The sequence below is a fragment of the Pseudomonas sp. Z8(2022) genome (assembly GCF_025837155.1).
In the GTDB taxonomy this organism is placed as follows: domain Bacteria; phylum Pseudomonadota; class Gammaproteobacteria; order Pseudomonadales; family Pseudomonadaceae; genus Aquipseudomonas.
Genome location: NZ_CP107549.1, coordinates 3,954,661 through 3,979,707, shown reverse-complemented (window position 1 = coordinate 3,979,707; position 25,047 = coordinate 3,954,661). Strand labels below are relative to the sequence as shown.

At 63.7% G+C, this 25,047-nt stretch carries 23 protein-coding genes; 5 read left to right on the top strand and 18 right to left on the bottom strand.

All coding sequences use genetic code 11. The features are described 5' to 3' along the window. Positions 1 to 54: 54 nt before the first annotated feature. The 9 genes from betB to OEG79_RS18840 all read right to left on the bottom strand — a co-directional run bounded on the left by betB (position 55) and on the right by OEG79_RS18840 (position 9,205). A complete protein-coding gene (betB, locus tag OEG79_RS18880) occupies positions 55 to 1,527 on the bottom strand; it encodes a betaine-aldehyde dehydrogenase (protein WP_264146474.1) in 1,473 nt (490 codons plus the stop codon). 149 nt (positions 1,528 to 1,676) lie between these two features. Then, positions 1,677 to 2,276: a transcriptional regulator BetI gene (gene betI, locus OEG79_RS18875; RefSeq protein WP_264146473.1), complete on the bottom strand. Its 600-nt coding sequence runs from the start codon at positions 2,274 to 2,276 to the stop codon at positions 1,677 to 1,679. A gap of 80 nt (positions 2,277 to 2,356) precedes the next feature. Beyond that, the gene (locus OEG79_RS18870) at positions 2,357 to 2,710 is read right to left on the bottom strand and encodes a hypothetical protein (protein WP_264146472.1); all 354 of its coding nucleotides are present in this window, start codon (positions 2,708 to 2,710) and stop codon (positions 2,357 to 2,359) included. A gap of 10 nt (positions 2,711 to 2,720) precedes the next feature. Further along, positions 2,721 to 3,077, bottom strand: a complete 357-nt coding sequence (locus OEG79_RS18865; protein WP_264146471.1) for a hypothetical protein — start codon at positions 3,075 to 3,077, stop codon at positions 2,721 to 2,723. A 158-nt stretch (positions 3,078 to 3,235) separates the two neighbouring features. Continuing rightward, positions 3,236 to 4,087 (bottom strand): glycine betaine ABC transporter substrate-binding protein, encoded by an 852-nt coding sequence (locus OEG79_RS18860; RefSeq protein ID WP_264146470.1) that lies wholly within the window; start codon positions 4,085 to 4,087, stop codon positions 3,236 to 3,238. 208 nt (positions 4,088 to 4,295) lie between these two features. Beyond that, entirely contained in the window at positions 4,296 to 5,240 is a 945-nt protein-coding gene (locus OEG79_RS18855) for a choline ABC transporter substrate-binding protein (protein WP_264146469.1), read from the bottom strand. Between the two features lie 29 nt (positions 5,241 to 5,269). Continuing rightward, on the bottom strand, positions 5,270 to 6,148 hold the full coding sequence (locus OEG79_RS18850) for an ABC transporter permease (protein WP_264146468.1): 879 nt from the start codon (positions 6,146 to 6,148) through the stop codon (positions 5,270 to 5,272). After that, positions 6,141 to 7,346 carry a quaternary amine ABC transporter ATP-binding protein gene (locus tag OEG79_RS18845; protein WP_264146467.1) on the bottom strand — a complete coding sequence of 402 codons (1,206 nt, stop codon included), beginning with the start codon at positions 7,344 to 7,346 and terminating at the stop codon, positions 6,141 to 6,143. The genes OEG79_RS18850 and OEG79_RS18845 overlap by 8 nt, the downstream gene beginning before the upstream one ends. 962 nt (positions 7,347 to 8,308) lie before the next feature. Continuing rightward, positions 8,309 to 9,205, bottom strand: a complete 897-nt coding sequence (locus OEG79_RS18840) for an ABC transporter substrate-binding protein (RefSeq protein ID WP_264146466.1) — start codon at positions 9,203 to 9,205, stop codon at positions 8,309 to 8,311. A 604-nt stretch (positions 9,206 to 9,809) separates the two neighbouring features. On the opposite strand from OEG79_RS18840, the gene OEG79_RS18835 reads away from it, so the two are divergent. Beyond that, positions 9,810 to 10,904, top strand: a complete 1,095-nt coding sequence (locus OEG79_RS18835) for a GlxA family transcriptional regulator (protein ID WP_264146465.1) — start codon at positions 9,810 to 9,812, stop codon at positions 10,902 to 10,904. A gap of 105 nt (positions 10,905 to 11,009) precedes the next feature. On the opposite strand, the gene OEG79_RS18830 is transcribed toward OEG79_RS18835, so the two are convergent. The 8 genes from OEG79_RS18830 to OEG79_RS18795 all read right to left on the bottom strand — a co-directional run bounded on the left by OEG79_RS18830 (position 11,010) and on the right by OEG79_RS18795 (position 20,598). Then, positions 11,010 to 11,261: a hypothetical protein gene (locus OEG79_RS18830; protein ID WP_264146464.1), complete on the bottom strand. Its 252-nt coding sequence runs from the start codon at positions 11,259 to 11,261 to the stop codon at positions 11,010 to 11,012. Between the two features lie 79 nt (positions 11,262 to 11,340). After that, on the bottom strand, positions 11,341 to 12,114 hold the full coding sequence (locus tag OEG79_RS18825) for an electron transfer flavoprotein subunit beta (protein WP_264146463.1): 774 nt from the start codon (positions 12,112 to 12,114) through the stop codon (positions 11,341 to 11,343). A gap of 116 nt (positions 12,115 to 12,230) precedes the next feature. Continuing rightward, complete coding sequence (locus tag OEG79_RS18820) at positions 12,231 to 13,457, bottom strand: electron transfer flavoprotein subunit alpha/FixB family protein (protein WP_264146462.1); 1,227 nt, start codon at positions 13,455 to 13,457, stop codon at positions 12,231 to 12,233. Positions 13,458 to 13,494: 37 nt separating this feature from the next. Beyond that, positions 13,495 to 15,456: a dimethylglycine demethylation protein DgcB gene (dgcB, locus tag OEG79_RS18815; protein WP_264146461.1), complete on the bottom strand. Its 1,962-nt coding sequence runs from the start codon at positions 15,454 to 15,456 to the stop codon at positions 13,495 to 13,497. A gap of 146 nt (positions 15,457 to 15,602) precedes the next feature. Then, positions 15,603 to 17,663, bottom strand: coding sequence for a dimethylglycine demethylation protein DgcA (dgcA, locus tag OEG79_RS18810; RefSeq protein WP_264146460.1), 2,061 nt, complete (start codon positions 17,661 to 17,663; stop codon positions 15,603 to 15,605). An 88-nt stretch (positions 17,664 to 17,751) separates the two neighbouring features. Next, positions 17,752 to 18,282, bottom strand: coding sequence for a 4-vinyl reductase (locus OEG79_RS18805; protein ID WP_264146459.1), 531 nt, complete (start codon positions 18,280 to 18,282; stop codon positions 17,752 to 17,754). Between the two features lie 120 nt (positions 18,283 to 18,402). Then, entirely contained in the window at positions 18,403 to 19,380 is a 978-nt protein-coding gene (locus OEG79_RS18800; protein WP_264146458.1) for a dipeptidase, read from the bottom strand. A gap of 273 nt (positions 19,381 to 19,653) precedes the next feature. Then, positions 19,654 to 20,598 (bottom strand): GlxA family transcriptional regulator, encoded by a 945-nt coding sequence (locus tag OEG79_RS18795; protein ID WP_264146457.1) that lies wholly within the window; start codon positions 20,596 to 20,598, stop codon positions 19,654 to 19,656. 240 nt (positions 20,599 to 20,838) lie between these two features. Between OEG79_RS18795 and choX the strand changes: the two genes are divergently transcribed. The 4 genes from choX to OEG79_RS18775 all read left to right on the top strand — a co-directional run bounded on the left by choX (position 20,839) and on the right by OEG79_RS18775 (position 24,485). Then, positions 20,839 to 21,771 (top strand): choline ABC transporter substrate-binding protein, encoded by a 933-nt coding sequence (choX, locus tag OEG79_RS18790; protein ID WP_264146456.1) that lies wholly within the window; start codon positions 20,839 to 20,841, stop codon positions 21,769 to 21,771. 99 nt (positions 21,772 to 21,870) lie between these two features. After that, positions 21,871 to 22,755 (top strand): 3-keto-5-aminohexanoate cleavage protein, encoded by an 885-nt coding sequence (locus OEG79_RS18785; protein ID WP_220802108.1) that lies wholly within the window; start codon positions 21,871 to 21,873, stop codon positions 22,753 to 22,755. Between the two features lie 138 nt (positions 22,756 to 22,893). Then, positions 22,894 to 23,859, top strand: a complete 966-nt coding sequence (locus tag OEG79_RS18780) for an L-carnitine dehydrogenase (protein WP_264146455.1) — start codon at positions 22,894 to 22,896, stop codon at positions 23,857 to 23,859. A gap of 152 nt (positions 23,860 to 24,011) precedes the next feature. Next, positions 24,012 to 24,485 carry a thioesterase family protein gene (locus tag OEG79_RS18775; RefSeq protein WP_264146454.1) on the top strand — a complete coding sequence of 158 codons (474 nt, stop codon included), beginning with the start codon at positions 24,012 to 24,014 and terminating at the stop codon, positions 24,483 to 24,485. A gap of 17 nt (positions 24,486 to 24,502) precedes the next feature. Here OEG79_RS18775 and OEG79_RS18770 read toward each other — a convergent pair whose 3' ends face one another. Next, a complete protein-coding gene (locus OEG79_RS18770; RefSeq protein WP_264146453.1) occupies positions 24,503 to 24,898 on the bottom strand; it encodes a YkgJ family cysteine cluster protein in 396 nt (131 codons plus the stop codon). Positions 24,899 to 25,047 lie beyond the last annotated feature (149 nt).

Sequence of the window (25,047 nt, the reverse complement as noted above, 5' to 3'; positions counted from 1 at the left end):
ATCCGCGAAATGCATCGCGGACGAATCCGCTCCTACATGGCGTGACGATGGCGGTCAGAACACCGAGCTGTAACCGCCCAGCTCCACCTGCACCGACTTGATCCGGGTGTAATGGCCGAGGGTGACCAGGCCGTTTTCGCGGCCCACGCCGGACTGCTTGTAGCCACCCACCGGCATCTCGGCCGGCGACTCGCCCCAGGTGTTGATCCAGCAGATACCGGCCTCCAGCTTGTGGATCACCCGGTGCGCGCGGTTCAGATCGCGGGTCACCACGCCGGCAGCGAGACCGTAATCGGTGTCGTTGGCGCGGCGGATCACTTCGTCTTCGTCGTCGTAGATGAGGATGCTCATCACCGGGCCGAAGATTTCCTCGCGGACGATGGTCATGTCGTCCCGGCAGTCGGTGAACACGGTCGGTGCCACGTAGGCGCCCCTGGCGTAGTCACCGTCGGTGACGCGGTTGCCGCCGACCAGCAGGCGCGCACCTTCGCTGCGGCCCTTGTCGATGTAGGCGAGCACGCTTTCCATATGGGCGTAGCTGACCAGCGGACCGAAGTTGGTGGCATCGTGCAGAGGATCGCCGAGGCGGATGCGCTTGACCCGCTCCAGCACCTTGGCCTCGAAGCGCGCCTGCAGCATGCGCGGCACGAACACGCGGGTGCCGTTGGTGCACACCTGGCCGGAGCTGTAGAAGTTGGCCATCACCGCGATGTCGGCGGCGCGGTCGAGGTCGGCATCCTCGAAGATGATCAGCGGCGACTTGCCGCCCAGTTCCATGGTCACTTCCTTGAGGCTGGAGCTGGAGGCGCTGGCCATCACCTTCTTGCCGGTGACGGTGCCCCCGGTGAAGGAGATCTTCTCGATGCCCGGGTGCTCGGTCAGCCACTGGCCGACCTCGCGGCCGCTGCCGGTGAGCACGTTGAACACGCCGGCAGGCAGGCCTGCCTCGGAGTAGATTTCGGCCAGTTTCAGCGCGCTAAGCGAGGTGACTTCGCTGGGCTTGAAGATCATCGCGTTGCCGGCGGCCAGAGCCGGGGCGGATTTCCACAGAGCAATCTGGATCGGGTAGTTCCAGGCGCCGATGCCGGCGACCACGCCCAGCGGCTCGCGACGGGTGTAGACGAAGGAGGATTCGCGCAGCGGGATCTGCTCGCCCTCGATGGCCGGAATCAGGCCGGCGTAGTACTCCAGCACGTCGGCGCCGGTGACGATGTCGACGTAGCGGGTCTCGGAAAGCGGCTTGCCGGTGTCGAGGGTTTCCAGCTCGGCCAGTTCGTCATTGCGCTCACGCAGGATATCCACTGCCTTGCGCAGGATGCGCGAACGCTGCATGGCGGTCATCGCCGCCCATACCTTCTGCCCTTCGGCAGCGCTGGCCACGGCGCGGTCGACATCGCTCCGGCTGGCGCGTTGCACCCTGGCCAGCACCTCGCCGGTGGCGGGGTTGATGCTCTCGAAGGTTTCTCCGCTGCTGGCGGCGACGTACTGGCCACCGATGTAGAGCTGCTGTTCGGCGAAACGGGGCATGGGCTGTCCTCTGAACTCGTCAATCTGCTGAGAGAACAGCCTATTTTATTTAAATTGAACGATCAATCAACAAAAACGACGGAGTGCTACCAAATGCGACATGATTCAGGGATGCCGGCTGGCTGGAACGATGGAGGCGTCTGGTGCGATCAGCCGCGGGCGGCAGTCTTGCCCAGTTGCAGGTCGAGGTAGTCGTAGGCGATCTGGCGGGCCTGGTCGGTGTCGAAGGCCTCGCCGGACAGGGCGCCACGCAGCCACAGGCCGTCGATCAGGGCCGCCATGCCGCGCGCGGCGTCGCGTGCCTCTGCAGTGGGCAATACGCGCAGGAACTGGCCACAGAGATTGGAATACAGGCGGCGGTCGTTGATCCGCTGCAGGCGGCGCAGTGACGGTTGATGCATGCTCGCCGCCCAGAACGCCAGCCAGGTCTTCATCGCCGGGCCGCTGACCTGGCTGTCATCGAAGTTGCCGTCGATCATCGCCCGCAGGTGCGCCCGCGAGCTGTCTTCGTCCAGGGCCTGGCGTCGCTCGGACACGGCATCGTGCAAGGCCTGCATCAGATGGCGCATGGTGGCTTCGAGCAGGCCGTTCTTGTCCTTGAAGTAGTGGCTGATGATGCCGTTGGACACCCCCGCCAGGCGGGCGATATAGGCGATGCTGGCGTCGGCCATGCCGACCTGATCGACGGCTTCCAGGGTGGCGGCGATCAGTTGCGAGCGGCGAATGGGCTGCATGCCGACCTTGGGCATGGGGCTCTCCGTGAGGGGCGGGGGAGTCGAAGTCTAGGCAGTTTTTGATCAGGCGATCAATCCGCGCGGACTCTTTGCCGTCAGCGACCTGTGAACAGCAGATGGGGCAGAAACAGCGCGATGCTCAGTCCCAGGCCCTGTGCCAGGTGGTTGAAGAAGAGCCTGGTGATGCTGCGCGCATCGCTGTTGTACAGCAGGGCGTCCAGCGTGCGTTCGTTACGGCGAATGGAAAACAGGGCGACTGCCACGCAGGTGCATATGCCCAAAGCACCGGCGCCAGTTCCCCAAAGGCTCCACGAAGCCGGGGCAAGCCAGGCGGGAAGAAAGGGCAGAAGCAGAAACTTATGGCCTTCCGGCAGGTTGGCCACGGCCTGTATCCAGCGTTCGAGCCGGTTACGCGCCGACCGTCTCCCGGGATGCTGGTGTTTGCTCATGCTGCAGCCATCATTGCTGTGGCTCCTCGGCCGTGTCCGCGAGCAGGTCGCAGAGCTCGACCAGCGCTGCGACATACAACAGCCCGACCGCCAGAAGGCTATGCAGATCGAACCCGAATAGGAACTGGGTGATCAGGGCCGTGAGCAGCAGGGCAGTCACGGCAGGTCCCGAGGCGGAGGGTTTGTCTACAGCCAGCAGAACCGTTCCGACCACGGCGGCGATCATCAGGCCGGCGCAGGTCGCCAGATAGCCAAAGGCTTTCGCGTCCCAGATCAGGAAGGTGTTGGTCGAGCTGGTGTAGACGACGAGGAATGTCAGCAGCGTAAGGCAGCCGATGGAGGCGAAGACGTTGGCGGTATTTTTCATCTTCCGGTGGCTGAGTTGTTACGGAAGGCGCGAGTCTAGAGGGCCTACCCCGTAGGCCGTAGCACGAATGTCCGGAAACTTGATCAGGGTGGCATCTTCAGTGCGGCAGAAACGACAAAGCGGGCCGAAGCCCGCTCTGTGATGTGGCAGGAAGATGCTTACTTCAGCCACTCGGCAACGCGATCCGGGTTCTTGGCGATCCAGTCCTTGGCAGCTTCGTCCGGCTTGGCGCCTTCGCGGATGGCCAGCATTACCGAACCGACTTCTTCACCGCTCCAGGACAGTTTGCTGAGGAAGGCGGCAGCGTCGGCAGCCTTGCTCTTCAGCTGCGGGTTGGCCACGGTGTCGACGCGTTCGTCATCGCCGAAGACCTTCTTTGGATCTTCGAGGAAGCGCAGTTTCCACTTGGCGAACATCCAGTGCGGAATCCAGCCGGTGACCACGATCGGCTTCTGCGCCTTCTCGGCGCGGGTCAGGGCAGTGGCCATGGCCGGGCCGGAGCTCGGCATCAGCTTGATGCTGCTCAGGTCGTATTCCTTGATGGCGTCTTCGGTGCGGCGCATCACACCGGCACCGGCGTCGATGCCGGTGATCTTGCCGTCGAAGTCCTTGGCGTACTTCTCCAGGTCTTCGATGGTTCTGGCTTCGACGTAATCCGGCACGATCAGACCGATCTTGGCGCCGGCATAGTTGGTGCCGAGCACTTCCACCTTGTCCTTGAGCTTGTCGTAGTACTCGCCGTGGGTGGCCGGCAGCCAGGCGGAAAGGGTGGCATCGAGGTCACCACGGGCCACGCCCTGCCACATGATGGCCGGCTCCACCGGCTTGAGCTCGACCTTGTAGCCGAGTTTGCTTTCGAGAATTTCACCGGCGACATGGGTGACGGCGACGCTGTCGTCCCAGCCGTTCACATAACCGATCTTCAGGGTGGGTTTGTCGGCGGCCAGGGCGCTGCCCATGCCGATGGCCAGGGCGGCGGCGCCGAGGCAGAGATGCTTGAATACGCGCATGTGGGATTGCTCCGTCAGTTGAGTGGCAGTTGCAGAATCATTGACTGGCTCGTTCTCATTGCGGGCCTTGCGAAACCGTGTTGCGCTGCAGGTTTCCGGTTCGCGGGCAAAGCCTCCCCGTCACGGCCATGGAACAGCCGCTAGTGATCGAGGAGGAGGTTTTCGCGCCGAAACCCTGAGGTTCGAGCGCGAATCGGGTAGCGGCCTGTTACAGCCCGACGTGTTTCTTCACGGCGGCAACGCCGTCCTGACCGTCGAAGGTGGTCACGCCGCTCAGCCACTGGTCGAGGATTTCCGGGTTGGCCTTGATCCACTCCTTGGCGACGTCCTGCGGGTTGGCCTTCTCCAGTACCTTTTCCATCAGCTGGCTTTCGATATCGACGGTGAACTGCAGGTTGTTCAGCAGCTTGCCGACGTTCTCGCAGCGCGCCTCGTAGTCCGGCGGTACCACGGTGTAGACCTTGGCTGCGCCGTAGTCAGGGCCGAACACGTCGTCACCACCGGACAGGTAGGTGATGTCGTGCTGGGTGTTCATCGGGTGCGGCGCCCAGCCGAGGAAGACCACTGGTTCCTTCTTCTTGATCGCGCGCGACACCTGTACCAGCATGCCGGCTTCGCTGGACTCCACCATGCGGAAGTCGCCGAGGTCGAACTGGTTGTTCTTGATCATGCCTTCGATCAGCAGGTTGCCGTCGTTACCCGGCTCGATGCCGTAGATCTTGCCGCCGAGCTGGTCCTTGAACTTGGCGATGTCCTGGAAGCTTTTCAGGCCGGCTTCGGCTGCGTAGGTCGGCACTGCCAGGGTGTACTTGGCACCTTCGAGATTGGCTTTCTCGAGCACCTTCACGCCGTTGTCCTTGAGGAAGGGCTCGATCACCGAGTCCATCGACGGCGCCCAGTAGCCGAGGAATGCATCGATCTGGCCATTCTTCACCCCGGTGAAGGCGATCGGTACGGAGGCCATGATCTTGCGCGGCTGGTAACCCAGACCTTCGGTCAGGGTCATGGCTACGCCGGTGGTGGCGGCGATGTCGGCCCAGCCGATTTCAGCGAAACGCACCTGCTTGCAGCTCGCCGGCTCGGCAGCCAGCGCGCCCTGCGCCAGAGCGCAGGACAGCAGGCCGATGGCGGCGGTGGTCTTGAACGATTTCATCTGCGGTTCCCTGTTGAGTGAAAAAGTAATTACTGGCGCTGCAGTTTGCCGCTGAACCAGGCAAACAGGCCGCGTTTGGCAGTCTGCGGGGTGCCGAAGCTCTCGGTGATGCGGTCGAGAATGATCGCCAGCAGCACCACGGCCATGCCGCTCTCGAAGCCTAGACCGATATCCAGGCGCTGGATGCTCGCCAGCACATCATTACCCAGGCCGCCGGCACCGACCATCGAGGCGATGATCACCATCGACAGAGCCATCATGATGGTCTGGTTGACCCCGGCCATGATCGACGGCATGGCGTTGGGCAGCTGTACCTTGAACAGCAACTGGCTGTTGGTGCAGCCGAACGACTGGCCGGCTTCGACGATTTCCTTGTTCACCTGGCGGATACCCAGGCTGGTCAGGCGCACGGCAGGCGGCATGGCGAAGATCACCGTGGCGATGATGCCGGGCACGCGACCGAGGCCGAACAGCATCGCCGCCGGGATCAGGTAGACGAACGCCGGCATGGTCTGCATGAAGTCGAGAATCGGTCGGATGATGGTGGCCACGCGCTCACTGCGTGCCGCCCAGATACCCAGCGGGATACCCAGCAGCAGGCTGATCAGCGTCGAGGAGAAGGTCAGGCCGAGGGTGACCACGGTCTGTTCCCAGAACCCGGTCATCACGATAAGGATGAAGGCCACGGCGGTGAAGATGGCGAAGCGCGCGCCGATGCGCCACAGGCCTAAGCCGACGAAGATGGCGATCAGCAGCCAGGCCGGCGGCAGCATCAGCAGCGCTTCGATGCCCTCGGAGAAACCGCTGACCAGTTTGCCGATGCTGTCGAACGCGCCGCTGTAGTTGTCCAGCAGGTGCTGGACCACGTCGTTGACCCAGCTACCCAGGTCGAGTTTCTTGTCACTCATGGGATTCCCCCTGCAGGCGGGTCAGCAGACGGCCCTTGCTGATGGCGCCGCAGTAATGGCCTTCGGCATCCACCACCGGAATAGGACCTTCGTTGTCCACCAGGCGGGTGATGACGTCTTCCAGCGGCATGTCTTCGGGTACCGGCTCCACCTGCTTGAGCGCATTGGGCTCGAGAGGGCGGGGCTCGTCGCCATCGACCATCAGGGCGATCTTCTCCAGGCTGATGGAGCCCTGGAAGTTGTTCTGCTCGTCGACGATGAACGCGTAGTGCTTGTCCAGCGCTTGCAGTTCCTTGCAGATCTTCGCCGCATCCGGTGCCTTGCCGTTATGCACGTAGGTCGGCACGCTGTCGGCCTTGAGCTGGCCGGCGGTGAGGTAGCGGCTGGTGTCGACGGTGTCGAAGAAGTTGCGTACGTATTCGTTGGCCGGGTTCTCGATCAGCTCCTGCGGAGTGCCGACCTGAATCAGCTTGCCGCCTTCCATGATGCCGATGCGGGTGCCGATGCGCATGGCTTCTTCGATGTCGTGGGAAACGAAGATGATGGTGCGGCGATGAGTCTTCTGCAGCTCCAGCAGCACGTCCTGCATTTCGCGGCGCTTGAGCGGGTCGAGGGCGGAAAAGGCCTCGTCCATGATGATCATCGACGGGTTCACCGCCAGGGCACGGGCCAGCCCGACACGCTGCTGCATGCCGCCGGAAAGTTCGTTCGGGTACTTGTGCGCGAAGGGCGCCAGGCCAACCTGTTCGAGCACTTCCATGGCACGCTTCTCGCGCTCCTTGCGGCCGATGCCGGCCACTTCAAGGCCGAAGGCGGCATTGTCCAGCACGCTGCGCGAAGGCATCAGGGCGAAGGACTGGAAGACCATGCTCATGTCGCGGCGGCGCAGGTCTATCAACTGCGACTGCGGCAACTTGGCCACGTTCTGCCCATCGATGTACACGTCACCGGCGCTGGGTTCGACCAGGCGGTTGATCAGGCGGATCAGGGTGGACTTACCGGAGCCGGAAAGGCCCATGAGAACGAAAATCTCGCCCTCTTCGACGCTGAACGACACGTCGCTGACTCCGATTACCGCGCCCTTTTCGGCAAGGATCTTTTCCTTGCTCCAGCCTTCCTTGAGCAGGCCAATGGCTTCTTGTGGGTTTGAGCCGAACACCTTGTACAGGTGCTCGACCACGATCTTTCCAGACTGCATGGGACGTTTCCCCTTCAATCGGCATCCAGTTGGTACCGGCACGGCTGGGCACGCATCAGCGAAGCGTAGAATAGCTGTGACAGACCTCTGATATCTGTGGGTGTTTTCTGAAAGTCGAGGTTGGTGAGCGTTTCGCTGCTCTGGCAGGGGGTTGATATTCGGACAGGTTCGGACGATCGGCGGGCGGTTGCTGTCGCAGCCCGTCGCACCGTCGACTGGTGTCTGTGAATGATCATTGCCTTGCCGTGCTGCAAACCGCGTTCCAAACCCTCTGGCAGTGTTTCGAATCCAGTCCCTCGGGGCTTCATGCTCCTTCCTGGAGCATGCGTACATCCGAAATTTCTTGTTGGGCTGGCGCCCGTGGGGGTGGGCCAGCGCTTATCTGTTCTTCGGTCCGGGGGTGTGGGGCCCCGGTCTGCCGCTCCTCTGAAGGAGTCGGCAGCGACGTCATCGGCTGATTCAACGATATAGTCTTGGAGTCTGCGCAATTATCGGTTTGCGACTCTGACATGTTGGGCGACGACATAGTGCTGTCCGCTGCGTGTTTACCGGTTTTTTCACCCGCTGATCGCGTTGTCGATGTGGGTGAATCCATGACTTTCTGATCCCTCCCTGGGCGAGATTTCGAATGAGTGGTCGGTACACGCGTTAAAGACCTTAACAGACCTTTTTACCCCCAGGTCAACCCTGGAGGCCGCGCGCGGCGCGGTTCTCCGCTCCGAGATCAGGCTGTAGGCAGCGTGTCACGGGCGTTACGCTTGTGTTGAAAAAAATTGACAGCGCAGAGGCTAAAAAGATCATGTCGCGTCGAAGGGGGCAGCTTTTTGGTCGGCTGGCGCTGGTGATGGGTTGCGATCGTCGGCTGCTGACAAAGGCGATGTCATGAAGGTTCGCTTTTAAGCGAACATGTCGGCATGTTCTCGATATTTGTCGGTTTTTTGTCTGATTTTCGTGATATTTGCTCAGGGGCGCGGGCTTACCCCCTGAAGCCAGGCGCCGAGCATGTCCGGGTTTTTGTCCAGCCAGTTCTTGGCCACGCGCCGGCGGTTTGTATTGCCTTCGAGGACGCCACTCATCAACTGGTTTTCCGCGGAGGTGGTGAAGATCATGTTGGTGAACAGCCGGGCCACGTTCGGACACTCGCTGGCGAAGCCGCCACGGGAGATGGTGTCGACCCGGGCGGCACCATAGTCGGGGCCGAAATACTGGTCGCCGCCGGACAGGTAGAACATGCGTAGCCGGTCATTCATCGGGTGCGGTTCCCAGCCGAGGAACACTGCGGGCCGCCCCATCTGCTGAGCCCGCTCGACATGGTTGAGCATGCCCTTCTCGCTGCTTTCCACCAGGGTGAAACCGCCCAGACCGAAAACATTCTCGCGGATCATGGTCTTGATCATGTCGTTGCCTTCGTTGCCTGGCTCGATGCCGAAGATCTGACCCCGCAGCTCATCCCTGAAACGATGGATATCGGCAAAGTTCTGCAGGCCGGCCTTGTATGCCGGCTCCAGCACGGCCAGGGTGTAGCGCACCGTGGGCAGGTTGGTCTGCAGTTTGTCGATGCGGCCGCTTTTCAGGTGTGATTCGATCAACTGGGTCTGCGCCGGCATCCAGCTGCCGAGGAAGACGTCGATGCTGCCATTGGCGAGTCCCTGATAGGTTTCAGGAAGCGACAACCGCTTCACCTGGGTGCGATAGCCCAGGTCGGCCAGCACCAGACGGGCGACGGCTGTGGTCATGGTGATATCGGTCCAGCCGACATCGGCCAGGGTGATCAGGCCACAGCGTTCGGCCTCGGCGGCCTGCAGGCTGGAGCCGTAAAACAGGCCAAATGCGAGCAGCCAATGAGCGAGTCGGTTCATGGATCACACCTGTCTGTTCGAGAGAGGGAACGGGTTGCTGAATAAAGAGCGAATGACGCTCTTTCTGCATAGCGAAAAACGACCTCCACGTATCCAGGGGGGACGTTTTTCGTTGCTTGCCTCTTGCTGCTCGAGATAGCGGATGACCTGGCCTGTGCCAAACCATTGGTGAGCGTCTCCAAGGGGCATTTGCACCTGCAGCTGAGCCGGGCAGGCAATGGGTCAGCCGCCTCATTCGTTGAGCTGCGCTGGGGCGAGTCAGGGTCTCTTTGCCAGTTTTTGGTGCGCTCCGATCTGGCCTTTCGGTCGCCTGTTACCGCCCATCCGTTACTGCCTCCGCCACGCTGGGTAGGGGCTATGCTCCGCAGTGCTACCGAAATGCACAGAGCCCCTTGATACCGGGCTTCCTGGGGTGCTCGCAGGTGCTGTGCCGAGGTTGGAAAAGCCCGGGTGGCGTGGGCGATATTTTTTATTGAAGACCTGTTCAATTTCGGCATGGGCTTTGCCTGATTCAGATGACCAGCTGGTCTCGAATCAGCGCCATAACAAAACCAGGGTCCGTCACCACCGGACCGCTACCGTGCTTAGCGTGAGGGTTTCATCGATGTCGCAGTCCTGCCAGGGGGCGCAGCCCCAGAACCGTGCAGCCCAGTCCATCGGCTTTCTGCTTCTGGACAATTTCACTCTGATCTCACTCGCCTCGGCGGTGGAGCCCCTGCGCATGGCCAACCAGCTCTCCGGCAAGGAGCTGTACCGCTGGCACACGCTCACCCTCGACGGTCTGCCCGTCAGCGCCAGCGATGGTCTGCAGATCACCCCGGATGCCTCCTTGCAGAACGCTCCGGCTCTGGATTCGGTGATCGTCTGTGGCGGTGTGGACATCCAGCACAGCGTCAAGCGTGAGCATGTCAGCTGGCTGCAGCTGCAGGCGCGCCAGGGCCGCCAGCTGGGCGCCGTGTGCACCGGCAGTTGGGCGCTGGCCAAGGCCGGTCTGCTCGATGGCTACGATTGCAGCGTGCACTGGGAGTGTCTGGCCTCGATGCAGGAAGCTTTCCCGCGTGCGGCCATCACCACCCGACTGTTCTCCATCGACCGCAATCGCCACACCTCGTCCGGCGGTACCGCACCGATGGACATGATGTTGCACCTGATCGGTCAGCAGCACGGCCGCGAACTGGCTGCCGGCATTTCCGAGATGTTCATCTACGAACGCATTCGCAACGAGCAGGATCACCAGCGCGTACCGCTCAAGCACATGCTCGGCAGCAATCAGCCGAAGCTGCAGGAAATCGTTGCGTTGATGGAGGCCAACCTGGAGGAGCCGATCGACCTCGACGAACTGGCCTGCTTCGTCGACATCTCCCGTCGTCAGCTCGAGCGTCTGTTCCAGAAGTATCTGCACTGCTCGCCGTCGCGTTACTACCTCAAGCTGCGCCTGATTCGTGCACGCCAGCTGCTCAAGCAGACCAGCATGTCGATCATAGAAGTGGCTTCGGTGTGTGGCTTCGTTTCCACCCCGCACTTCTCCAAGTGCTACCGCGAGTATTTCGGAATTCCGCCGCGTGATGAGCGTGCCGGCCAGCAGGGGCACAACCTGGTGGTGCTGCTGCCGATTCCCGAGCAGCAGGTCAATTCCAGTGCGGTACTGGCCCTCAATCGTGCTCAGGGCGAATCGACCTTCGCCAGCGTACGGATCTGAGTCGGGCCAGATAAAAAACGGGGCGCCACTGGCGCCCCATTTTTTCCGATCTTGCAGACAAGTCGGATGCCGTTGGGCTCCGACGCACTCCCTGGGTGGGCCTGATCAGACCGGCTTCGGTACCAGGGCCGGCAACAGATGCCGGCTGATGGCTTCACGCACATTGGGCAGCACGGTTGCGCTGCCGCCGAGCAATTCTTCCACCAGTTGGCGCAGGGCCACGGCACGGTCCGGGCTGAGGCCGCTGACGGCCAACTCGCAGGATTGCTCCGGCGTGGCGCCCGCAGGAATATTCAGGCCCAGTGCAATCAGGCGTTCGCGGAAATCTTCCTGGTCGATCAGGTCGGCGTGCATCATGGTCGTGACTCCTTGTGGCAGAGCAGGCGTTTAACATAGGCGAAGCGGCAAGGGCGACACAGGCAGCTCTCACCGCCTGCTAGCGCAGGACACCTTCTTCGATCAGCAGCTTGAAGATAGCCTCGGCGCCGTCCTGTGGCGAGACATCCTTGAGGACCTGGCCACCGCCGCCACTGGTTTTGGCCGTCGCTGCCTTCATCCGTTCCGCGCCGGTCTTGGCCTTGATCACCTTCAGGCGTTTCGGCCGCGGCTTTGCCGGCTGCAGGCTGGCTTCGGCCAGCAACGGATCGTCTATCACAGTGACTTCATGGGCTTCGATCCGGCCACGGCGAGCCGGACCGAAGGCGCTCTGGCGCGCGACCGGAGCGGCATTGTCGACACTGGCGACGCAGGGCAGGCGCACCTTGAGGCGACGGCGCTGACCGCGTGGCAGCGCCTGCAGTACCTGAGCCACACCGTTCTCGACCTTTTCCACCTCGGCCAGGCCGACCACCATCGGCCAGCCCAGGCGTTCGGCAAGCAGAAACGGCAGCATGCCGGAACCTTCGCCGGTTTCCGCCTGGCTGCCGGTGAGCACCAGTTGCGTGCGGCTGCCTTGCAGGTAATCGACCAGCAGCGGCAGGGCGTCGGCACCTTCCGGCTGTTCCAGCACATCGAGCTGTTCCAGCCCCATGCCCAGATAACCACGCAGGGCTTCGGCCTGCGGGTCGCCGGCATGCAGCAATTGCAGGTTCGGTCCGGCCAGACGCAGGCCAAGTTCCACCGCACGGGCGTCCTGTTCGGCGCGGCGCGGGCGGGCGGAAGTCGGGTGGGCACCGACCGAGACCAGGGCGACGATATTCAGATCAGTCATTTGGGCAACCTCGAACAGTGGGAGCGGCTGGGCGGCACTCCGCTTTAGCCGCGATATGGCCATACGCGCAGTCTGTCGCGGCTGAAGCCCCTCCCACGAGGGCGTATTCGTGAGGATCAGGCTGCTTCACGCTTGCCCTCCTGGCGCCAGGCGGCGACACGTTCGATCAGTGCGCGCAGGATCGCCGCCGAATCGCCGATCACCGAAAGGTCGGCACGTTTGATCATGTCGCAGCCCGGATCCATGTTCACCGCCACTACCTTGTCGCAGGCGCCGATGCCCTGCAGGTGCTGGATGGCGCCGGAAATACCCACCGCCAGATAGACGCGGGCGGTGACCCAGGTACCGGTGGCGCCGACCTGGCGGTTGCGCGGCATGAAACCGTCGTCCACCGCCACGCGCGAGGCACCTTCGGTTGCGCCAAGGGCGGCGGCGGCCTGGTGGAACAGCTCCCAGTCCTTCACGCCGTTGCCGCCGGAGAGGATGAACTCGGCCTCGGCCATGGGAATCTGTGCCGGGTCCACGGCCACCGGGCCGAGGTCTTCGATGCGTGGCAGGCTGTGAGCAATCCGTGTGTCGAGCGTCAGGGGGCGAACTTCATGACGGGTTTCGCTGACCGGTTCGGCGCACTCGGCGGCGGCCAGGATCAGCCGCGGCAACGCGCGCTGAATGTCCTGCTGGCCACTGCCGGCGCGGCCGATGGCCTGCTCGCCGGCGACCTGCCAGACGCGCGTTGCAGGGCGTTCGCCAAGCTTGGCGGCCAGGCGCCGGCCCAGTTCGCCGCCACCGGTGCGGCTGTCGGGCAGCAGCCAGTGGCGCGGCGCCAGTTGGCTCTCCACGGCGCTCAGGGCCAGTACGCGGGCTTCCGGGGCGTACCCCTCGAAGGCTTCGCCGGCGATGCGCAGCAGGCGGTCGACGCCGGCCGTATCGAAGGCGCTTTCCTTGTCCTCGCCGAACACCACGGCCACCACCGCACCGCCGTCGCCGGCCAGCTTGCGGGCCAGGCCGAGCAGGTCCTTGTCATGACTGGAGAGCCGTCCACCGACCATGTCCGGCACCACGCAGATGTGGAAGGCCGGTTGCTCGATGACGTGCAGCGGCAACTGCACCTCGACGCTGGCGCTGCTGCGTTTGCCGGCGGTGCCCTGCTGGGCACCGCTGCGGTCGATGCGCTTGATCCCGGCCGGGCCAAGGAAACCGGCGGCGATGGCATGTGGGTTCTTGCGGATGATGCCGTTGGGCCCCATCCAGCTGGTCTGGTTCTGCATGGCCGCATGAAGCGGATGCAGGCGGTTGCGGGCGATCCACTCGGCGCGAGGGTCGCGGCGGATGATGTCGCTCATGCCTGGGCCTCCTGGATGCGCTGGGATTGGTTGTTCATCACTGCACCTCCGCCAGTTCGCGCTTGGCATTCGGGCGCTTGGCCGCCACCTCGGTGGCTTCGATCAATACCTCGGCCACCAGCTCGGCGATGTCCTTGATTTCCGGGCGCGGTGCGACCACGCCTTCGAGCATCGCGGTGCACTGTGGGCAACCGACGGCCACCAGTTCGGCACCGGTTTCCTTGATGTCGACCATGCGCATGTCGGGGATACGTTGCTTGCCCGGAATGTCGGTGATCGGCGCGCCGCCACCGCCGCCGCAGCAGCGTGAACGGAAGCCGGAACGCTGCATCTCCTTCACCTCGATGCCGATGGCCTTGAGTACCGCGCGCGGCGCTTCGTACTCGCCGTTGTAGCGGCCGAGGTAGCAGGGGTCGTGGTAGGTGACGCTGGCAGCCTTGCTCTGGCCGAGATTCAGCGCCTCCTGGCGCACCAGTTCCTCGATGAACGTGCTGTGGTGCAGCACTTCGTAGTGTCCGCCGAGGGCGCCGTATTCGTTCTTCAGCACGTGGAAGCTGTGCGGGTCGCAGCTGACGATTCGTTTGAAACGGTACCTGGCCAGGGTGGCGATGTTGCGCTTGGCCAGGTTCTGGAAGGTGGCTTCGTCACCCAGACGGCGCGCCACGTCGCCGCTGTCGCGTTCTTCCAGGCCGAGTACGGCGAAGTCGACGTCGGCGGCCTTGAGGATCTTCACGAAGGCGCGCAGGGTGCGCTGGTTGCGCATGTCGAAGGCGCCGTCGCCGACCCAGAACAGCACGTCGGTTTCTTGCTTGTCGGCGAGCAGCGGCAGGTTCAGGTCGGCCGCCCAGTTGAGCCGGCCGCCGGGGTTGAAGCCGCCCGGGTTGTCGGTGGCGATCAGGTTGTCCAGCACCTCGGCGCCCTTGTTCGGCGTCGCGCCCTTTTCCAGGGTGAGGTGGCGGCGCATATCGACGATGGCATCGACGTGCTCGATCATCATCGGGCACTCCTCGACACAGGCGCGGCAGGTGGTGCACGACCACAGCGTTTCGGCATCCACCAGCGCCTTGCCCGTCAGGGATACGATCGGTTGATGCGGGCCGCCGCTGTGTTCGCCGAGCGGCTTGCCGGGGTAGGGCGAGCCGGCGAACCTGGCGTCATTGCCACCGGCCAGGCCGATGACCATGTCCTGGATCAGCTTCTTCGGGTTCAGCGGCTGGCCGGCGGCGAAGGCCGGGCACATGGCTTCGCACTTGCCGCACTGCACGCAGGCGTCGAAGCCGAGCAGCTGGTTCCAGGTGAAATCGGTGGGCTTTTCCACGCCTAGCGGCGCTTTCGGGTCGTCCAGATCAAGGGCTTGCAGGCCGGTCGAGCGACCGCCGCCGAAGCGCTCGGCGCGGCGGTGCCAGGCCAGGTGCAGGGCACCGGCGAAGGCGTGCTTCATCGGCCCGCCCCAGGTCATGCCGAAGAACAGCTCGGACACGCCCCAGGCCACTCCGACGGCAAGAATCGCCGCCAGCACCCAGCCGCCGAACTCGGCGGGCAGAATCCCGGCGACCGGCAGCGTGGCGATGAAGAAGCTGCCGGCGAACATCAGCAGACTTTTCGGCAGACGCATCCACGGGCCTTTCGACAGGCGCGACGGCGGGTTCAGGCGGCGCTTGGCGACGAACAGGGCGCCGACGAACATCAGCGTCGTGGCCGCCAGCAGGGCGTAGCCGAGGATGCGGCTATGCAGGCCGAAACCGTGCACGACGATGGCCAGCACGGCCGCCAGGACGAAGCCTCCGGCGGTGGCAACGTGGGTCTTGGACATGTACCTGTCGCGCTCGACCACGTGGTGCAGATCGACCAGATAGCGGCGCGGCATCTGCAGCAGGCCGCCGATCCAGTCGACTTTCGACGGTCGGCCGCGACGCCACATGAAAAAGCGCCTGGCCGCGCCAATGACCGCAAGGGCCAGGGCGGCGAAGAGCAGGATGGGGAGAATGGTGTTCAACATCGGTTGGTCTCCTTGGCGGGACCGAGAGAGTTACGCCGAACCAGTTCCCTTTCCCCTGGGGGAGAGGGAGAGGGGAGTGGCCCGCTACCGTGTTGGCAGATCACCCTCTCCCCCCGTCCTCTCCCGCAAGCGGGAGAGGGGGCCGCTTAAAAGTCCTTGCACAGACGCAGGGCGTCGTAGATCGCCGCGTGAGTGTTGCGCTGGGCCACGCAGTCGCCGATGCGGAACAGCAGGTAGCCATCGCCCGGCTCGCTCAGGCAAGGCTGCGGCTTGATTGCAAACAGCGCCTCGACGTCGATCTGGCCCTTGTTGCGCGAACCCTGCTTGAGCGCGTAGTACAGCGACTCATCCGGACGCACGCCGTTCTCCACCACCACCTGATCGACCACGCGCTCTTCCTTGGCGCCGGTGTATTCGTTCTCCAGTACTGCCACCAGCTTGTCGCCTTCGCGGTAGACCTTTTCCAGCATCAGGTCGCCGGTCATGATGACTTCCTTGGGGTACAGGCTGCGGTAGTAGGTCGGGAAGCTGGTGCCGCCGATGGCCACGCCCGGCTTGATGTCGTCGGTGACGATTTCGACCTGCGCGCCCTTGTCGGCCAGGTAGTCGGCCACGGACATGCCGGTGAATTCACAGATGGTGTCGTACACCAGCACGTTCCTGCCCGGCGCCACCTTGCCCGAGAGCACGTCCCAGCTGCTCACCACCAGGCCTTCGGCCGCGCCCCAGTGTTCGTTCTGTTCGAGGAACGGATGACCGCCGTTGGCCAGCACCACGATGTCCGGGCGCAGATCGAGAATGGTGGCTTCATCGGCCGCGGTACCCAGGCGCAGGTCGATGCCCAGACGTGCCAGTTCCAGCTGGTACCAGCGGGTGATGCCGGCGATCTGGTCGCGCTGCGGGGCGCGGGCGGCGATGCTGATCTGTCCGCCCAGGCTGTCCTGCTTCTCGAACAGGGTCACGTCATGGCCACGTTCGGCGGCCACTCGGGCGGCCTCCATGCCGGCCGGGCCACCGCCAACGATTACCACCTTGCGTTTGACGCCGGTGGTCTTCTCGATGATATGCGGCACGCCCATGTATTCACGGCTGGTGGCGGCGTTCTGGATGCACAGCACGTCCAGGCCCTGGTACTGGCGGTCGATGCAGTAGTTGGCGCCGACGCACTGCTTGATCTGGTCGATCTGGCCCATCTTGATCTTGGCGATCAGGTGCGGGTCGGCGATATGCGCGCGGGTCATGCCGACCATGTCCACGTAGCCGCCTTCGAGGATGCGCGTGGCCTGGTTCGGGTCCTTGATGTTCTGCGCGTGCAGCACCGGGACCTTGACCACTTCCTTGATGCCGGCCGCCAGGTGCAGGAAGGGCTCCGGCGGGAAGCTCATGTTGGGGATGACGTTGGCCAGGGTGTTGTGGGTGTCGCAGCCCGAGCCGACTACACCGATGAAGTCGATCATGCCGGTGGCGTCGTAGTAGGCGGCGATCTGCTTCATGTCCTCATGGGACAGGCCATCGGGGTGGAACTCGTCACCGGTGATGCGCATGCCCACGCAAAAATCGTCGCCGACTTCGGCGCGCACGGCCTTGAGCACTTCCAGGCCGAACTTCATGCGGCCTTCGAAGGTGCCGCCCCATTCGTCGGTACGCTTGTTCACGCGCGGCGACCAGAACTGGTCGATCAGGTGTTGGTGCACGGCGGACAGCTCGACGCCATCCAGGCCGCCTTCCTTGGCCCGGCGTGCAGCCTGGGCGTAGTTGCCGATCACCCGCCAGATTTCCTCGACCTCGATGGTCTTGCAGGTGGCGCGGTGTACCGGCTCACGGATGCCGGACGGCGACATCAGGGTCGGCCAGTGGTAGCCGTCCCAGCGCGAGCGACGGCCCATGTGGGTAATCTGGATCATGATCTTGGCGCCGTGCTTGTGCATGGCGTCGGCCAGATTCTGGAAGTGCGGAATGATGCGGTCGGTGGACAGGTTCACCGAGCTCCACCACTGCTGCGGGCTGTCGATGGCGACCACGGACGAGCCGCCGCAGATGGCCAGGCCGATGCCGCCTTTGGCTTTCTCTTCGTAATACTTGACGTAGCGCTCGGTGGTCATGCCGCCATCGGTGGCGTAGACCTCGGCGTGCGCGGTGGAGAGCACGCGGTTGCGGATGGTCAGTTTGCCGATCTGAATCGGCTGGAACATTGCTTCAAAAGCCATTGCGGCACCCTCACGGAAAAAGCGGCCTGGGGTCTTGTGGTCGGGAGGTGCTTCAGTAGCCTGAAACCCTCCCGCCTATCTTTGTTGTTTAGAGCGGTTTGACGCGGAACAGGCCGTGGTCGTGGCCTTCCTGCGAGGCGCCATAGACCTGCTCGGCGACGGTACGCAGGCTGCTGCCCTGGGCCTGCAGAATCTGGTCCATGGCGCCGGCGAACCAGCCGGTGAACATGTAGTCGACCGGGCGTCCGCACTTGCCGTAGACGTAGACGAAGGCCGAGTGATCCAGGCGCACCTCGCAGGTACCGGTGTCGAGGTCGATCGACAGGATCTTGAACAGGCCCCAGCCGCGCTGCGACAGGCGCTTCATGTAGTGCTCGAATACCGCGACGCCGGACAGGCCATGGCACTCGGCCTCCTTCTCGCACCAGTGCCAGGCGGACTTGTAGCCGGCCTTGTAGAGAATCTCGGCATATTTCTCGGCGCCGAGTACTTCCTCGATGCCGATATGGTTGTTGACGAAGAAATGCCGTGGCACATACAGCATCGGCAGGGCATCGGTGGTCCAGACGCCGGTTTCGTCGTCGACCTGGATGGGCATCTCGGGGGCGTGGGTGGCCATGTGTGGAACTCCTGAATTGGAAGCGTAGGAGCGGCTTCAGCCACGAAGCTTCAAGGCGCGCCGCCCCTTCGGACGGATCGCGGCTGAAGCCGCTCCTACCAGAATTGGATTGGGTGAGGCTTACTCGCCCCAGACGTCCTTGAGGACGCGCACCCAGTTCTCGCCCATGATCTTGCGTACCACGCGCTCGGAATGGCCGCGTTTGATCAGGGTTTCGGTGAGGTTGGGGAACTCGCCGACGGTGCGGATGCCCAGCGGGTTGATGATCTTGCCGAAGTTGGTCAGGCGGCGGGCGTAGCCCTTGTCGTGGGTCAGGTACTCGAAGAATTCCTGGCCGTGACCCTGGGTGAAGTCGGTACCGATGCCGATGGCGTCTTCACCGACGATGTTCATCACGTACTCGATGGCTTCGGCGTAGTCGTCGATGGTCGAATCGATGCCCTTGGCCAGGAACGGCGCGAACATGGTCACGCCGACGAAACCGCCGTGGTCGGCGATGAACTTCAGTTCCTCGTCGGACTTGTTGCGCGGGTGCTCTTTCAGGCCCGATGGCAGGCAGTGGGAGTAGGTCACCGGCTTCTTCGATTCGAGGATGACTTCCTCGCTGGTCTTCGAGCCGACGTGCGACAGGTCGCACATGATGCCTACACGGTTCATCTCGGCGACGATCTCGCGGCCGAAGCCGGACAGCCCGCCGTCACGCTCGTAGCAGCCGGTGCCGATCAGGTTCTGGGTGTTGTAGCACATCTGCACGATGCCCACGCCGAGCTGCTTGAACACCTCGACATAGCCGATCTGGTCCTCGAACGCATGGGCGTTCTGGAAACCGTAGATGATGCCGGTCTTGCCCTGTTCCTTGGCCTTGCGGATATCGGCGGTGGTGCGCACCGGCATCACCAGGTCGCTGTTCTCGCGGATCAGCTTGCTGCTGGCGGCGATGCTGTTGACGGTGGCCTGGAACCCTTCCCATACCGACACGGTGCAGTTGGCGGCGGTCAGGCCACCCTTGCGCATGTCTTCGAAGAGTTCGCGGTTCCACTTGGCGATGATCAGACCGTCGATGACGATGCTGTCGGCGTGCAATTCGGCTGGGCTCATCTGGCTTGTCCCCTGGTACTGGTGCGCCGAGACGGCTGTCGGCGCTTTGGGGAGAGCTTATCCCCGGGGGGCTGGGCGACCCGGTACAAAAACGACTGGGGGTTTGCCGAAAGCGTCAAGCCGAGGTCGCGAATGGATACGAAGCCTCGCCTTCCCATCACCCGCAGGTACGGTCGGGCGGCATTGCGTTTTCAGCCGCGATTCGTCCCGAAGCGGCGTGCTACAGGAGATTCGTGGTTGAAGCCGCTCCGGCGTGGCCGTGCCGGCTGTCGATCAGTCCAGTCGCTCGCGGCGGTCCTGGCTGGGGCTGGCGGCGAAGCGCCTGCGGTAGCAGCGCGAGAAATACGACGCCGAATCGAAACCGCAGGCCAGGCTCACCTCCAGCACGCTGAGGTCGCTCTGGCGCAGCAACTGGCGCGCCTTGTCCAGGCGCAGCTCCAGGTAGAAGGCCGAGGGGGTGGTGTCCAGATGATGACGGAACAGACGCTCCAGCTGACGCACGCTGATGCCCACCTGAGCGGCCAGCACTTCGCTGGATAGCGGCTGCTCGCACTGGCGTTCCATCTCGCCGATCACCCGTACCAGTTTCTTGTTGTGCAGGTCGTAGCGGCTGGCGACCTGCATGCGCTGGTGATCCAGGCGCGTGCGGATACGGCTGACCACGAACTGCTCCGAGACCTTCACGGCCAGTGCTTCGCCGTGTTCCCGGCCGATCAGCCCCAGCATCAGATCCAGGCTGCTGGTGCCACCCGCGCTGGTGATGCGCTTGCCGTCGATCTCGAACAGCTCCTGTGTGACCAGTAGCGCCGGGTAGCGCTCACGGAAGGCATCGATGGCCTCCCAGTGCAGAGTCAGGCGCTGATGCTGGAACAGTCCGGCCTCGGCCAGCACGAAGCTGCCGGTATCGATGCCGCCAAGTACCGTCAGTTCCGCCTCGCGACGTTGCAGCCAGTGCGCCAGGTGATGATCGTAGTGGGCCAGTGGCTCGAAACCGGCGACAACGAACAGCGCCCGGGTATCGTCCGGCAGTTCCAGCGCGCCGTCGACGTTCAGCGACATGCCGTTGCTCGCCTGTACGGCGTTGCCGTCCCGGCTGAGCAGGCGCCAGCGATACAGCTCGCCGCGAAAGCGGTTGGCCACGCGCAGCGGTTCGATGGCCGACATCAGGCCCATCATGGAAAAGCCGGGCAGCAGCAGGAAGCAGAAGGTCTGGGGCATACAGGTCACGAGGCCGGAGCAGGGTGGCTGGTAGCCCGAGAGATTAATACGCCATCAGTGCATCTGTACCGAAAACTGGTCGCTGAAGGTCAATAAATGGTCGGCCAGATGCGATTTTTGCGTCAGGGCCGGGCGTAAGGTGTTTTCATCGGGAGGCGAGCAATCCCGAGCACGGTGGGGGCCACCCTGGCCTCTAGAAGAACGAAATAGAACCGCTGTGACACGATGAGGAGCACCCAGATGAAAGGTCTTACCGCACTGGCCGCGTGCTGCACCCTGAGCCTGTTCAGTACCTCCCTGCTGGCCGATGACGCCAGTTGCAAGAACGTTCGCATCGGCGCCGTCGGCTGGACCGACGTGGTCGCCACCACTGCCGTTGCCAGCGAGCTGCTGCAGGGGCTCGGCTACGAAACCAAGCAGACCCAGGCCTCGCAACAGATCATCTTCGCCGGTATCCAGAAGGGGCAGATCGACGCCTTTCTCGGCTACTGGAAGCCGATCATGGACGACAACATCAAGCCCTTCCTCGATGCCGGCGCGGTGAAGGTGGCCGCCGAACCGTCGCTGGATGATGCGGTGGCAGTGCTGGCGGTGCCCAGCTACACCGCCGACAAGGGCCTGAAAACCCTGGCCGATATCGCCAGGTTCAAGGACGAGCTGGACGGCAAGATCTACGGTATCGAGGCCGGCTCCGGGGCCAATACGGCGATCCAGAAGATGATCGATACCAACCAGTTCGGCCTCGGCGGCTTCAAGCTGGTCGAATCCAGCGAGGCCGGCATGCTCGCCGCAGTTGGGCGTGCCGTGCGCAACGAGAAACCGGTGGTGTTCTTCGGCTGGAAGCCGCATCCGATGCACCTGTCGATGCAGATCACCTATCTGACCGGCACCGAGGATGTGTTCGGCCCCTACGATGGCGCCGCCACGGTGTCCACCGTAACCGCGCCGGACTACGCCGAGCGCTGCCCCAACGCCAACCGTCTGCTGACCAGCCTGCGTTTCACCAGTGAGCAGGAAGCGGAGCTGATGCAGCCGATCATGGATCGCAAGCAGCCAGCGCAGGTGGCGCGTGACTGGATCAAGGCCAACCCGAAGGTGGTCGAGGCCTGGCTCGCAGGCGTCACCACCTTCGACGGCAAGCCCGCCAGCGCGGCGCTGATCGCCGGCAACTGATACGCGAGCGCCGGTCGAACCGGCGCTGATTTCCCTTTTTGCACAATGCCTGCGGCCCTGCCGTCGGCCCCCGTTCGCCCCTGGAAAGGACAGTTGAGCATGAACTACGAGGTTATCGTCACCTGTGCGGTGACCGGCGCCGGCGACACCGTCGGCAAGCACCCGGCGATCCCGGTTACGCCAAAGGAAATCGCGGCGGCCGCCATCGAGGCGGCCAAGGCGGGAGCCACTGTCGCTCACTGCCATGTGCGTGATCCGCAGACCGGCAAGCCGAGCCGTGATGTGGCGCTGTACCGCGAGGTAGTCGAACGCATCCGTGAAAGCGACACCGACGTGATCATCAATCTCACCGCCGGCATGGGCGGTGATCTGGAAATCGGCAAGGGTGAACAGCCGCTGGAGTTCGGTTCCGGCACCGACCTGGTCGGGCCGCTCACCCGCCTGGCGCATGTGGAGGAGCTGCTGCCGGAAATCTGCACCCTGGACTGCGGCACGCTGAATTTCGGCGACGGCGACTTCATCTACGTGTCCACTCCCGCGCAACTGCGCGCCGGTGCCAGGCGCATCACCGAGCTGGGGGTGAAGGCCGAGCTGGAAATCTTCGATACCGGCCACCTGTGGTTCGCCAAGCAGATGATCAGGGAAGGCCTGCTGGACGACCCGCTGATCCAGCTGTGCCTGGGCATCCCATGGGGCGCGCCGGCCGACACCACCACCATGAAGGCCATGGCCGACAACCTGCCGCCGGGTGTCACCTGGGCCGGCTTCGGCATCGGGCGCATGCAGATGCCGATGGTCGCCCAGGCCATGCTGCTCGGCGGCCATGTGCGCGTGGGCCTGGAGGACAACATCTGGCTGGACCGTGGCGTACATGCCAGCAACGGCCAACTGGTCGAGCGTGCCATCGAGATCATCGAGCGCCTCGGCGGCCGCGCCCTGACCCCGGCCGAAGGGCGGGAAAAGATGAAGCTCAAGCGTCGCTAGCACGGCTTTCCCCCCTCTCCCATTCATGGGAGAGGGGCCGGGGGAGAGGCTTGTGTGCATCTCCCGTAGCCCGGATGAAATCCGGGAAAACTTCACCTGCCATGCCCCGGATTGCATCCGGGCCACCGGAGTTCAACCATGACCTTCGTTACCGATATCAAGACATTCGCCGCCCTCGGCACCGGCGTGATCGGCGCCGGCTGGATCGCCCGCGCCCTGGCCCATGGCCTCGACGTGATCGCCTGGGATCCGGCCCCTGGCGCCGAAGCCGCGCTGCGCAGCCGTCTGGCCAATGCCTGGCCGGCGCTGGAGAAAAAGGGGCTAGCGCCCGGTGCTGCGCTTGAGCGCCTGCGCTTCGTGAGCAGCATCGAAGACTGCGTACGCGATGCCGATTTCATTCAGGAAAGCGCGCCCGAACGGCTCGAACTCAAGTGCGAACTGCACGCCAGGATCAGCGCCGCGGCGCGCCCGGACGTGCTGATCGGCTCCAGTACCTCGGGGCTGCTGCCCAGCGAGTTCTACGAAGGTGCCACGCACCCGGAGCGCTGCGTGGTCGGCCATCCGTTCAATCCGGTGTACCTGCTGCCACTGGTGGAGGTGGTGGGCGGGGCGAAGACTGCACCCGAGGCCGTACAGGCGGCGATCAGGGTGTACGAGTCGCTGGGCATGCGCCCCTTGCATGTGCGCAAGGAAGTACCGGGTTTTATCGCCGACCGTCTGCTCGAAGCGCTATGGCGCGAGGCGTTGCACCTGGTCAACGACGGCGTGGCGACTACCGGCGAGATCGACGACGCGATCCGCTTCGGCGCCGGCCTGCGCTGGTCGTTCATGGGCAGCTTCCTGACCTACACCCTGGCCGGCGGCCCGGCCGGCATGCGCCACTTCATGGCCCAGTTCGGCCCGGCGCTGAAACTGCCCTGGACCTACCTTGAGGCGCCCGAACTCACCGAGAACCTGATCGATGCAGTGGTCGAGGGAACGGCCGAACAGCAGGGCGAGCGCAGCCTGGATGCCCTAGAGCGCTACCGCGACGACTGCCTGCTGGCGGTGCTGGAAGCGATTCGTCAGACCAAGGCCAGGCACGGCTTCGCCTTCGCCGAATGAATCGAATCATGCCGGTGCGCATGCCGCACCCTGAAGACCGACGCCCATCCGGCTCCACTCTCCCGCTTGCGGAAGACGACCGCACCGATGCAGACGTCAGGGCGACGCAGGACGCCATAGTCGAGAGCTGAGGGCCTTATCGGAATACCAACATGAGTCTGCCAACCTATCGCACCACCATCTCCCCCGATTGGGTCGACTACAACGGGCACCTGCGAGATGCCTTCTACTTGCTGATATTCAGCCACGCCACCGATGCGCTGATGGACGTGCTGGGGCTGGACGAAGCCGGTCGCGCCCGTACCGGACACACGCTGTACACCCTGGAATGCCACCTCAACTTCCTGGCCGAGGTGAAGGAGGGCGAACCGGTGGAAGTGCGCACGCAGCTGTTGGCACATGACACCAAACGCCTGCATATCCATCACGCAATGTATCGACCCGGTGACGACGCCAGCCTGGCGGAAAGCGAGCAGATGCTGATGAACATCGACAGCGCCGCCGGCCGCGCGGCGCCGTTCGCCGATCAGGTTGCAGAAAGAGTCGCGCAACTGGCCAGCGAGCATCAGGGGTTTCCGCAGCCGGCCTGCGTTGGCCGGGTCATCGGCCTGCGCCGCTCTGCGTAGAGGGCGCCGTGTGAGCCTTACTTGGGCTTGTACGCGCAGTAACCCGGCCGCGGGCCGACCTTGGGGTGATGACGGCAGGTGTCCGGGCGCTTTTCGTAGACGGTGCACAGGCGCGTCTTGCGGTCGAGGAACAGGCAGTCGTTGTTGGACATGCGCGTCAGGGTGAAGATGCCCGACTTCTGGTTGAAGCGTTCGACGATGCCGTCCTTCTGCAGACGCCTGGCAATGTTCTTCGGCGGTTCGCTGCGCTCGAACTCGTCCACCAGCTCCAGGCGAATCAGGTCGTTAAGGCGCACTTCAACGGGCAGGGTGCAGCAGCTGGACGAGCAGCTGTGACACATGTCGGCCGTGTACTTGGCCCAGGTTTCCAGGCGGTCGATTTCTGCAGCGGCTATCAGGCGGGGCTTCATCATGGTTTGGCTATGGTGCGGTCTGCGCCGCTGCGGTCACGGGGCGGCGATGATAGCGGGCGCGTGGCATTTGTGAAGCACCGGCTGGCGGCTGATTGCCATGCGCTGTGCCTGTGAACGGTTTGGCAGTCGTCTCTCTGGGTGTTGGTCGA